Source organism: Prosthecobacter sp. (assembly GCF_044222345.1).
Lineage (GTDB): Bacteria > Verrucomicrobiota > Verrucomicrobiia > Verrucomicrobiales > Verrucomicrobiaceae > Prosthecobacter.
This window is the reverse complement of the sequence record NZ_JBGANL010000061.1, coordinates 16,907-28,398: the sequence shown is the minus strand read 5'-3', so window position 1 is coordinate 28,398 and position 11,492 is coordinate 16,907. Positions and strand designations below refer to the sequence as shown.

15 protein-coding genes are annotated in these 11,492 nt (G+C 60.8%); all 15 read left to right on the top strand.

Going from position 1 to position 11,492, the window contains the following annotated elements:
• The coding region (locus ACILSL_RS22945) for a hypothetical protein (RefSeq protein WP_395734402.1) at positions 1–2,145 on the top strand (2,145 nt) is incomplete at its 5' end.
• A 41-nt stretch (positions 2,146–2,186) separates the two neighbouring features.
• Entirely contained in the window at positions 2,187–2,486 is a 300-nt protein-coding gene (locus tag ACILSL_RS22940; RefSeq protein WP_395734401.1) for a hypothetical protein, read from the top strand.
• Between the two features lie 143 nt (positions 2,487–2,629).
• Positions 2,630–3,799 (top strand): hypothetical protein, encoded by a 1,170-nt coding sequence (locus tag ACILSL_RS22935; protein ID WP_395734400.1) that lies wholly within the window; start codon positions 2,630–2,632, stop codon positions 3,797–3,799.
• Between the two features lie 52 nt (positions 3,800–3,851).
• Positions 3,852–5,246, top strand: coding sequence for a hypothetical protein (locus tag ACILSL_RS22930; protein ID WP_395734399.1), 1,395 nt, complete (start codon positions 3,852–3,854; stop codon positions 5,244–5,246).
• A gap of 164 nt (positions 5,247–5,410) precedes the next feature.
• A complete protein-coding gene (locus ACILSL_RS22925) occupies positions 5,411–5,881 on the top strand; it encodes a hypothetical protein (protein ID WP_395734398.1) in 471 nt (156 codons plus the stop codon).
• Positions 5,878–6,576, top strand: a complete 699-nt coding sequence (locus ACILSL_RS22920; RefSeq protein ID WP_395734397.1) for a hypothetical protein — start codon at positions 5,878–5,880, stop codon at positions 6,574–6,576. The genes ACILSL_RS22925 and ACILSL_RS22920 overlap by 4 nt, the downstream gene beginning before the upstream one ends.
• Before the next feature lie 14 nt (positions 6,577–6,590).
• A complete protein-coding gene (locus tag ACILSL_RS22915) occupies positions 6,591–6,893 on the top strand; it encodes a hypothetical protein (RefSeq protein ID WP_395734396.1) in 303 nt (100 codons plus the stop codon).
• 566 nt (positions 6,894–7,459) lie between these two features.
• A complete protein-coding gene (locus tag ACILSL_RS22910; RefSeq protein ID WP_395734395.1) occupies positions 7,460–7,828 on the top strand; it encodes a hypothetical protein in 369 nt (122 codons plus the stop codon).
• On the top strand, positions 7,825–8,223 hold the full coding sequence (locus ACILSL_RS22905; RefSeq protein ID WP_395734394.1) for a hypothetical protein: 399 nt from the start codon (positions 7,825–7,827) through the stop codon (positions 8,221–8,223). Before ACILSL_RS22910 ends, ACILSL_RS22905 begins: the two co-directional genes overlap by 4 nt.
• 2 nt (positions 8,224–8,225) lie before the next feature.
• Positions 8,226–8,573: a hypothetical protein gene (locus ACILSL_RS22900; RefSeq protein WP_395734393.1), complete on the top strand. Its 348-nt coding sequence runs from the start codon at positions 8,226–8,228 to the stop codon at positions 8,571–8,573.
• Positions 8,574–8,641: 68 nt separating this feature from the next.
• Complete coding sequence (locus tag ACILSL_RS22895; RefSeq protein WP_395734392.1) at positions 8,642–9,145, top strand: hypothetical protein; 504 nt, start codon at positions 8,642–8,644, stop codon at positions 9,143–9,145.
• The gene (locus tag ACILSL_RS22890) at positions 9,142–9,699 is read left to right on the top strand and encodes an N-acetylmuramoyl-L-alanine amidase (protein ID WP_395734391.1); all 558 of its coding nucleotides are present in this window, start codon (positions 9,142–9,144) and stop codon (positions 9,697–9,699) included. The genes ACILSL_RS22895 and ACILSL_RS22890 overlap by 4 nt, the downstream gene beginning before the upstream one ends.
• A 21-nt stretch (positions 9,700–9,720) precedes the next feature.
• A complete protein-coding gene (locus ACILSL_RS22885; protein WP_395734390.1) occupies positions 9,721–10,470 on the top strand; it encodes a hypothetical protein in 750 nt (249 codons plus the stop codon).
• 6 nt (positions 10,471–10,476) lie between these two features.
• Positions 10,477–11,064 carry a hypothetical protein gene (locus ACILSL_RS22880; RefSeq protein WP_395734389.1) on the top strand — a complete coding sequence of 196 codons (588 nt, stop codon included), beginning with the start codon at positions 10,477–10,479 and terminating at the stop codon, positions 11,062–11,064.
• Positions 11,061–11,471, top strand: coding sequence for a hypothetical protein (locus ACILSL_RS22875; RefSeq protein ID WP_395734388.1), 411 nt, complete (start codon positions 11,061–11,063; stop codon positions 11,469–11,471). Before ACILSL_RS22880 ends, ACILSL_RS22875 begins: the two co-directional genes overlap by 4 nt.
• Positions 11,472–11,492: the final 21 nt, after the last annotated feature.

Here is an 11,492-nt window from a genome sequence, read left to right as displayed (position 1 = left end):
GACAAGGACAAGAGCGGGCGCAAGGTGAGCAAGAAAGGCAAACCGGCCAAGCCCTGGGAGAATGCCGCCGATCACGAGGTGCAGCTGGCTCAGGAAGTGCTGCTGCAACTCACGGCCCTGCGCAGTGCGGCGATGGTGCGCGGTGCGCTGAACGTGACACCGATGGAAAGCAGCGATGTGAAGGCGGCGGGGCAGATGAAGCTGGTGCTGCGGTACTTTTTGGAGAACTGCCTGCGCGGGGAAAAACTCATTGCCTCAACCCGATGGGCTTCGTGGGCCTTGCGTTATGGACATGCGGTGATGTATGTCGGCTGGAAGACCACGAAAGCCTTGGAGCAGCGCTGGGTGAAGAAGAGCGAGCTTGCCGAATTTTTGCTGGCGCAGCAAATCGCAGGCGTGGAGCCCGGCCCCAATGGCGAGCCGCCCATGATCCTGCCGAACGTGCGTCAGGTGATTGAGCAGCGCATTGATCAGGACTCCACACCGGAGGAACTGGCGCAGGTCATTTTGCAGATGCGACCGGGATTGCTTGAGCGCGGCAAGGCGGCGATGGGGGAGGCGGTCAAATGCGTGAAGGAAATGCGAGCGGACACGAGCGCCGATCCGCAGGGCAGCTACTTCGGCAGCTTCATCAAAGAGAACCGGCCCACGCTGGAGGCACTGCGGCAGGGCATCGACTTCTTCTGTCCGGCAGAGACGCAGCACGAGGAGACCATGGACAGCGCGCGCTGGCTTTACCGGCTGCGCTGGCTCAGCGTGGCGCAGGTGCGTGAAGAAGGCGCGGCACGCGGCTGGGACCCGCAGTGGGTGCTGGAAGTGATCGAGAAAGGCAAGGGCAAGCCGCAGATGTTCACCTCACTAACGCAGCAGACGCCGTGGGCGCTGACAGGGCTGGGCGTGGGCTACACGCTGCAATGGCGCGACTTTTCGGAAGGGCAAAAGCACATGATCCAGATCGGGGAACTGTATGACCGAAGCACAACAGCGGACGGCATCCAGTGCATTCATAAAACGGTGCTGCATCCCGATGTGAAAGACCGTGTGGCGAAGCGCGAACTGCTGCAAGACTGGCACGGGCATTACCCCTTTGTGGCGCTGACCAACGAGCAGGATGAGCCGGTGCTGATGCTGAACCGTGGCGTGCCTGAACTGGTCAACAGCGTGCAGGGCGCGATCAAGACGCAATGGGACAGCCGCGATGATGTGGCAGGACTGACCACACTGCCGCCTTGGACGGGGCCGGAAGATCTGGAGCAAACGGTGATTGCTCCCGGTGCCTACATTCCCACATGGCGGAATGGCGAGGTGCAGCCGTTCCGCCTGCCACCACCAGACGGGCGCAGCATTGAAATCGAGAACACCCTGCGCACTTCCGTGGACCGCTACTTTGGCCTGTTCAGCAAGAATGTGCCGGACCAGCTGACGCAGCTGCTAGGCCAAAGCGGCGTGATGTGGTTTTTGACAGCATGGTCAAGAGTGCTCGCCCTCATGGCGCAGATCATCCAGCAGCGCATGGGCAATCTGGAAGGCGCGCGCATCGCGGGAACGCAGATTGTTTTTGATGCGACGCGCGAAAGCGTGCGCGGCAGCTTTGACTTCCGCGTGGACTTCGACGTGAAGAGTCTGGATCTCGACTGGTTCAAGGAGGTGCTGAATTTCGCCAAGGATGCGATGAACAACTTCGACCAGAAGAACCTGACCGACCGCCGAGTGTTTCTGGAGATGTGCTACAACATGATCGACCCCACACTGGCCGACCGTGCCCTGCGCACCGACCAGCAGGCGAGCGATGCGGAGATTCAGGAAATGCGGCGGATACTCAGCAGCATTTTCAGCGGCGACTCGCAGCCGGAATTTCCGATGGGCGTCGATTACAAGGCACGCTCCGACTACATGCAGCAGGATCTCGCGCAAAGCCCGGTGCGGCAGCAGATCATGCAGACCGTGCCCGCGATCCGCGCGGTGTGGGAGGATTACCTGCAACGCCTTCTATTCCAGACCGAACAGCAGACGACCAACAAACAGGCCGGCATCATGGGCGGCAGCGATCCGCTGCGACAGAGCCCGCTGGCGATGCTCAAAGCAGGCGGTTATCAGGCGATGCTAGGGGCGCAGCAGCCACAGCAGCCTGCGCTTGCCGCCTGATCAATCCACAGCCCGACACGAACACCTGCCACATAAAAATCATGCCACGCGCCAACACACTCCCCCCCGCATTGATCTATCCCGTTCATGGATGCAAACCGCTCGCACCCATGACGAAGGTGCAGATTGAAAAGCTGGAAGCAGCAAGCCGGAAGAAGATCCGGGCGCACTGGAACAATGAAGGAGTGTGCGCACTGGTGCAGCTGCTCGAACGCGAGGTGGGGACGAAGCAGGCGCGTGCGTGCCTGGCAGGTGCGACGTTGCACGATGCGGGGCAGGGGTATGCGTTGCAGCAACTGCTGGCGAAGATCAACGGCATCGGCTTGTTGAAAGCGGAGTGAGGAGGCACACCACAAGGCGCGAGTGTACTATTTGAGGGGGTGCCATGGGGGCGGCACGGGATAAGTCTCGCTCGTGGGGACGGGATGAACAAAATCCGCTGGCAATGCTGAATAACATCACATTGCCGACAACCCCGCCCGCCGTGAGCCCAGCTGCTCAGAAGGCACCGGAAGCGTCGAAGGCCACAGTGACCGCTGAGTCTGAAAAGACGATGAAGCGCGACCCACTGGAGCAAATGCTGACACCCAAGGCCCGCGAAGCCCTGCGCAAATTGCAGCCGCCCGTGAAGCCTGTGCAAGCACCCCCGGCGGATGACAAGAGCAAGGCGGCAGCGCCGAGCGCCGAAATCACACCGCCCCCCGCAACCTCATCCATAACGCCACCCGCAGACGCCAAGGGCGATGACGTGAAGGCCAAAGACACGCCCGAAGACGGCGTGATCGACTTCACCAAGCTCAACAGCGAAGAGGGCAAGTCCAAGACAGGCGAGGATGATGAACTGCCCGCGCTGACCGATGCCGAGCTTGCCGACCATACCGTCGTCAAGACCAAGCTGAATGACGCGCACAAGACCAACGCGAATCTGCGCAAGCAGCGTCGCGAAGCACGCGAGCAAGCGGACGGTCTGAAGGCCCAAGTGGACGAATTGACGAAAAAGCTGGAGGACGCCAGCAGCAACGCTGCGCAACCGAACAGCCGTTTCATCGACCGTTACAACAAGCTGGAGGATCTGACGAGCGCCCGCGCCGATGCGATGGAAATTTTGCAGCAACTCAACGATGATGCCTCCCGCGCCGTCATTCAACTTCCCGGCAATCGCCCGTGGAATTTGCTCGACGAGCAAGGTGGTCATCATGGTGTGGATGCCGCGAAATGGGCCATGGACATTCTGGGAGGCTACGATTCGAAGATGGAACAACTCAAGGGCCGCAGCACTGCGGAACAGCTGGTGGCAGGCAAACTGCCTCAACTGAAAACGCTGGTGCCAAGCATTGAGGATGACTATCAGAAAAATCTCAAGGCCGACTGGAGCGCGAAAGCGCCGGAGCTGAGTCTAAATGCAGCGCTGGGAGAACTCGTGACGAGAGGGGATTACGTGCTGGTGCCACGCGCCAAGGCGGGCGCGACGACAAGCAAGCCAGCGGCCCAGCAGGCCGCACCGCCGCCTGCGGAACTTCCCAACACGCCGCCTGCACCGGTTGTGACGGAAAAAGGGGCAAACCCGGAAGCCGCCGCGCTTTGGGCCAAGGCCGAAAAGGGAGACCAAGCTGCCTTGCAGAAATGGCTCCGCCTGCCGGCCGCCGCGAAGTGAACGGCAAGAACCCAAATCTCCACCTAACATTTTATTTAAACCATCTCCTGCTATGAAAAAGCATCTCATTCTGGGCATGACGTTCTTTCTGACCGTCCTGCTCTGCTACCGCAACGAACTGCATGCAGCCTGGCTCGTGGCCTTCACCGGCAGCGCCATGGCCATCGACTGGAACGAGGTACGCGAGCACGTGCGCCGCACGGGCAGCTTCACGTTCTGCGCGCCCGTCACCGTCGCCACCCTGCCTGTCACCCACGAAGACCTGAGTGACGCGTCTGTGCTGCTGGAACCTGAGGAAATGATCTTCAGCAGCGCAGTGCCCAAAGGCAAGGGCGTAGAAAACGTGGTGTTCCGCGCACCCGTGGACAAGCTGGACGATCCGCGCCTTGGAGGCCAGCGCGACGGCCAGAAGGTGAACCGCGACAACGTGAAAAACCGCCAGGCCAACCGCAAGCAACTCTTTGGCACGATTGAGCACATGCGCGAAACCTATGGTTCCACCATCGTTGCGCGGCAGGTGCAGAATCCGGCAGGCATCACGGATGTGATTGCCGATGGCAAGGCGAAGACGATTCTGGCACTCAAGCAAAAGGGCGAACTGACCTACCTCAGCGATCAGGACAGCGCCGAAATCAGCGACTCTATCGCTGGTCTGACGCGCGGGGCCATTCAATGGGCCAACAGCAGCGCACAGCCCAATGATGAGTTCAAGGTGCCTGATGGCTACCGGCCACTGGCCGCGCAGCGGGTGGCCGTCGCCAACGTGGCTGCAATCACGGAAGCGCTGTTCAAAACGATGCTGCTCAATCTGCGCAAAGCGCGGAACAGAAAGATTGATGTGATGGCGTTCTGCACGCTGGATGCCGGAGCGCAGTTTGACAGCTGGTTTGCCGAACAGATTCCGATTGCCGGCAGCGCGGTGCCAAGCCGCCGCTTCAACTTCGACGGGGATGCGGAAATCTTCGAGCAGATGGTGACCACCTACGGCACCCGTTACGGACGCATCACGCCGAATCCCACCGATTACCTCAACGGTCTGCGCAACAGTGCCAGCAGCCTCACGGGGGACACCACCAACGGCAGCGCGGTCATCACCGGCCTGCTCAATGTTCCCCTTGATGATGATGGCAACAGCGCCCTGCAACCGTTCAGCTCGATCAGCGGCACTGGAATCCCCGCAGGTGCCTACATTGTGAGCGTGGACAGCGCCACGCAGATCACCATCAGTGAAAACGCCACAGCGGACGGCGACAATGTTGACCTCGCCCTTGGCGTGGAGACGCACATGTTCTTCACGGATCTCAAGTACTGGGAACTGCGCACGAACATGGTGCCCAGCCACAAACCGCTGCCTGAGGACTCCGGCGGCGAGGACGGCTACTGCGAATCCATCACCGGCCTGTTCTGCACCTACCCGGCGCTGCTGGGGATGTTCTACTCCAACTGAATCTCGGCGGGCGGTGTTCTCTGCGTGTGTGTTGAGAGCACCGTCCGCTTTTCCATTTCCCGAAAGCCGGAGCGGCAACGCTTACTGCAACTCATCGCCCTTGTGTGGCGGGGCCGTTCCGGCGCGGGATTTCAACGACGAACCAGCAACCGCTTTTCCCAGTCATGTGGTCCGACAACGAACAACCCGCCGTATCCCTCGAAACGCTCTGCTTGATGAGCGGAAGACCTTTGCGCGAGATCAAGGCGCAGCTGGAAGAATACTGGCGATTGAAGGAGGGGCGGGCTTTGGAGGTGGAGAAGAAGGCGGCTGCGATGCGACACAGGCAGGGACCGCGCCGTGTGATCGAAGAGCTGGGAGACGCCCGCCCGCTGGTTTCCATGAGCAAGTTTCGCTGGCTGCAATTTCACCGCGCCAGCAAAATCGAGCGCGGGGACCGAGGCGGATCTCTGCTCAGCGAAGAAAGCGACTTCATTCCGTGGCTGCTCAAGAAGCCGGAGTTTGAGCACCTGCGTGTGCCGCTGGCGAAGATCACCAACAAGGTCGGCTGGACAGCCGCCGAACAACGCATGGCGAACGCCGCCGACTGGGGGCGCCGCGAACGCAACTCTCAACCCTTGATCACCGCCGCATGAGTCGAGAAGGCACCAGCTTTCAAGTCGCCTTTGACGGCCTCGCGTCGGCACTCAACCGCACCCCGACAGAAGTGGCGGGCACCGCCCAGCTGCAAACCAAATGCCTGGATGTTTTCAACCGCGCCTATCGACGCGGCTACAACAAAAGATCTTGGGAGGATGCCTGGGACGGCGACAACTACACACCCGCAAGCGGCTTTGTCGATTTCAGCGGCCTCAAGGACGCGCGGCGCTTTGAAGTCTGGAGCGCCGACCCGCGCCCGGCAGGCAACAGCGCCTATGGGGTGCGTTACACGACGACCAAGGGCGGGCTCACACTGACCGATGGTGAAACGAGCGTGTTCATTCTGAGCATGCCCAAGGCGCGCAAGTTCACCACCATCGCGTGGGATATTGCGACGACCTATGCGAGCGGAGCCACTGCGCTGTTCACCGATGGCCACGTGTATGAGAGTCTGCAAGACGACAACACGGGCCACTCCCCGGACACGGAAGCGGACTGGTGGCAAGTGGTGCCGGTGCTCGATGTGCTGCTTGAATTTACGATGGCCTACGCCAGCGGCACCTACCTGCTGGAAACCGGCAAGGAACAGGCCGGAGCCCAGCGCCGCAGTGATGCCCTGATCGAACTCGAAGACGCCGCCAAAGCCGAATATTTCCGCCTCGCGAAAGCCGCGTGGCGTCCCAAGCCCTGAACCCGCTGACTGCCATGATTCATCAAGTTGACTCCAATCTTTTCAGTCCGACCGCCGACCGCGCGGACGTCACTCCCTTGCTGCCGACGACCGCTCCTCAGGATGGGGATCGTGTGACGGATTTGCTGACCAAAATAAACGCGCTGCTGAATGCCTCGCCTTCTCTCCCCTTCGGTGCTGATTACTGCGGGCTGACCTGGAGCGGCGGATTTGTCACGGTGGCAGTTTACAAAACCGGGGGGGCAGGCGGGACCACGGTGAAGACGCTGACGTTTGCCAACGATGGCACCAACTACACTTCAATCACTGCTGCTTAAACATCATGGGTGCGACATTCAATCCTTTCACAGGGCGGCTGGATTTCACCGGCGGAGCAGCCGCCGTTGACGTGCAAATGTTCAACGCCAGCGGCACCTGGACCAAGCCAGCGGGCGCGGTGAGCATTGCCATCATTGTGATTGGTGGCGGCGGTGGCGGCAGCTCCGGCCAGCGTGGGGCGAATGGTGTTACGCGCTTCGGCGGAGGTGGGGGCGCAGGGGGGAAATCCATTTATGCCAACGGGCTTTCACCCAACCTGTTTGGCGGGACAGAATCTGTGACTGTAGGCGCGGGCGGAACTGGGGGTGCCAGCGTGACAGCCGACGACACGAACGGGAATATCGGAAGCGCGGGCGGAGCCTCATCCTTTGGACCGTGGACCGCCGAGGGCGGGCTGGTTGGAGCGTCTTTTTCATCCGCCGGACCCAGCACGTCAAACAGCTGCTTTTTTATGAGCGGGATTAACAGCTCCGCCGTTGTAAGCAGCTGCGCGGGGGGGCTTCATTCCCTCGCACCGGGGGCTTTTCCTGCTCTGACTCCGACAGGTGGAGGCGGGGGAGGGGATTTGTCATCTGCCGATGCCGAAGACTCTGGTGCGGATGGCGGCGGCTACAACACGGCCTATACCGCGCACGTTTACACTGGTGCGGCGACCGGCGGCACAGGCGGGGCATCGTCCGTGGTGGGAGCACCTGGAGATGGTGGAGCTGGCAGCACCGTCTTCCTGTCCAGCGGCACCGGTGGCGGCGGCGGCGGATCGGCCCGGCCAACCTCCAGCGGCGGCGTGAGCGCCAACGGCGGAAACGGCGGCACCGGCGGCTTGTATGGAGGAGGAGGCGGCGGCGGCGCTGCTTCTGAAAACGGCTTCAACAGCGGCGCGGGCGGAGACGGGGGCGCAGGCGTCGTGATCATCATCACCCATCTAGCATCATGATCACCAGACGAATTGCCATCATCACCCAAGGCAAGATCAGCAACGTTATTCTGGCTGACGAAAGCTGGCAGATGAAGAACGACGGAAGCGAGATGCTGGAGGCCGATGCAATCGCGGCGGGCATTCCGCGCGAGGTCAAGCCTGAGGAAACTCCAGTGATCAGCGTCACCATGACGCAGCTCAAGCTGGCGCTGGTGGATGCCAGTTTGTATGACGCTGTGGTATCGGCCATCGCGGCCATTGCGGACGCCTCCGAACGGATCAAGGCGCAGATCTGGTTCAACGCCGCCACGGCGGAGAGCAACCACCCGCTGGTGACGCAAATCGCCGGAGCTCTCAGCCTGAGCGATGACCAGGTTCTGGAAATCTTCAACGCAGCCCTTGAAATCAACTGACCATGAGCGCGACCACCGAAGACAAACTTCTCAAGCTGGTGCCACTAGTGCAATGGTTGATTGCCGGAGCGGTGCTCATTGCCGGGGGCCTGGTGGCGGGGGCCATGTGGGTGAGTTCCATCGACAGCCGGACGGAGCTGGTGCCGCAGCATGACAAGGCGCTGATTGAGATCAACCAATGGCGGGCGGCAACGGACGGCTCCCGGTACACGTCCAGCGAGGCCAACAAGCTGCAAACCGCACTCACTGCTGCCCTCAACGCTCAGGATAAGCGCATCACGCGCTCTGAGGACGCGCTGACTTCCATCAAGGAGCTGCTGCAAAAGATCGACCGAAAGCTCGACCCCTGAAACGCCAAACCTTTCGGGCCACAAGGCCCGCGAACCCAAGCAACACCAACAACACAAACACGAACGCCATGAAACACATCTTTGCCACCCTTATCGCCTTCATTGCTCTGACCGCCCTTGCGTCGGCTCAGGTTGACCCGCTGCTGCAGTCCGCCGTTCAGCAGGCCTTGCCTCCACAGTGGGCCGTCTATGGTCCTGCCATCGGTGTCGGACTGATGGCGCTGGGCCGATTCCTCAAGTCGCTGGCCAATGGCCGAAGCTTTGGAGCATCCCTGCTTTCCATTTTCACGGGAGACAACACGCCAACCAGCGCACCTGCTAGCACAACGGGCAACAGGCTCGACCTCACCAAACTTGGCGCAGCAGCCCTCCTGCTCAGCTGCACGATGCTGCTTGCCTCCTGTGGCTCCGCACCAGACGGGCAGAAAACATTCATCGGTGCCACCGGCACGCAATGGTTCAACATCGGCAAGGGCGTGTTCATTCGCGAAACGCCGGTTGTCTATGGCGAGGTCATGCAGGCGCGTGAACTCACCAGCGCCAAGCAACCCCTCACCAACGTGAAGCCATGAACATCTGTCTTGATCCGGGACACGGCATGTCCAACGCACGCCATGGTGTTTATGACACGGGCGCAGCCGTCGAGGTAGACGGCGTCGAAATCACCGAGGCCGGGATTGTGATGAAGTGGGCCAACGTGCTGCGTTCCATCCTTCAGCGCATGGGGCACAAGGTGATCCGCACGCGCGTCGATGAACGCGACCCCGCGCCGGTGGGAGAGCGTGCCGACATCGCCAGGAAATACGACTGCGAGATGTTCATCGCCCTGCACTGCAACTGCGCCAATGGCCAGGCCAAGGGCACGGAGACGTTCTATCGCGGCGAGCAGAACAAATCTCTGGCTCAAGCCTGCAATGACGCCGTGGTCAAGATGCTGGACATGAAGGATCGCGGCGTGAAAACAGAGCACGAAAGCCAGCACACGCATCTGGCGGTGCTGAACTTCCCGCGCGCTGTGCTCATCGAGCTGGGCTTCATCGACCATGCAGGCGACCGCGCCAAGCTGATGGATGAAACCCTCATGTACCTGGCCTGCGAGGCGCTGGCCGATGCCATCACAAGCTGAAACTGAACTGGAAATTCTGAGATGCGCGACCCGGCTGAAACATCCTTCTTCACCACGGTGCCAACGGCCTTGGTGGGGGAGGATGCCGTCGTGCTCTACGTCAAGGAAAGCGAGATCACGGACAGCACGGTGAGGACGCTGGGGATGACGCTCACTGCGTTCATGCCGCTGCTACCCAAGGAAGATGCAGAACTGCGAGGCTATGGCAGCTACGTGCTGACGAAGGCGGGAGAACTGGTGGATGGCATGCGGGCATTCTGGTTTGCCAAGCAGAGAAGCCCGGAGGAAATCGCCACGGCGTTTGATAGCGATGAGGGGCTGAGGCAAGGCATTTACTGGCCCCCGGTTCTGAACACGGTGGTGACTGCGTACCTGCTGGCCTATGACGCCAATGGGGAGACCTACGTGGCCTCCATTGTTTGGGATTTTTCGTGGACGCGGAAGGCGTGGCGGGGACCGACGAAGGTGAAGGTGGAGTACTTTGCTTCGCATGAGCCGTTTGTGATCACGGTTCCGACTGCGATGCAGGATGAGGGGGACTTTTTCAACTACGGGATCGGGAGCATGACGCTGCCGCCGTGCCTGCATGGCTACCTGGATCTGTATGTTGATATTCCTGAATCGAGCCGACACCCCGCGCAGACCTTTGAGAGAGTGATGCTGGCGACGAGCTTGACCAACTGGCCGGATACGCTGGTGATCGACATGGAACCCAGTTTTGACCGGGGGATTTACATCCTCAAAGTAACCACGGCCTACAAACCTTATTGAGCGGCCATGAACAATCCGAACTTTCCAGCGGCTGATGTTCGCGCCCTGTTTGGCCAGGCACTCCCGGTGACTGCACGGGAAGGGCTGCGTTACAGCGGCGGTGCGCAGGGGGCGATAATCATGCCTGAGGTCAGCCTGCCAACGGTGACAGATCCGGTGTATGCAGCCGAGCCGAGTGCCGCCACGGACCCGCACAACTGGAAACCCACGAAGGTCGATGATACGCATTTGACGATCAGTTCCGGCAATGCAGCGGGAGCTGTGGCCACCATTGGCGGAGTGTCGCTGGACAATGCGACCCCGCCGCAACTGACCGTGAGCGCCACGGATCTGGTCTATGTTTACGTGTGCGTCACGTTCTCACTGGACATTGCCGCCAGTGGAGTCGTGAGCAGCGGGACGGTGACCTCCCGTGCAATCTCAGCGGAGTCTGCGGAGCAAACGAACACGGACACGGCGCGCTGGTTCCTGCTCTTCAAATGGCAGGCCGGAAGGCTCGTGGAGCAAAAGCTCACTTACAGCTTTGAGATGAACTGTGAGGACGACGGCTATGCCCACAGCGTGCCTGCCTATCAAACCTGGCCTTCCGCATGAGCCTGCCCGTCCCCAACTTCAATGCGAACCCGGACACGCTGCCAAGGCCTCCGGTGAAGAAGGTCTATGTGGAGGCTACTTTTGGGCCGGGCGCGGATGACAACAGCCCCGGCGAGATGCTGATTCACGGGGGCAACATTGATTATTCATCCGGTGTCGGAGTCGGCTACAACACGGCGGACTGCGACCACACGACCGGCATGGACTTCTGGGTGCTGCCCGGCAGGAACTTCTGGCCCGTGATGCTGGGCTGGATCGAGTACACCTATGACGGGACCGACCTGACCTCAACGATGGTCATGGTGGAACTCGGCACGGGCACCCAGCACTTCGACTGGGATGACATTTACGGGACACCGCCATGGACCTACCGGGCGGAATTTTACATCTGGCGCATCACGCCCTGACCACCACGAAAGGAACAACGA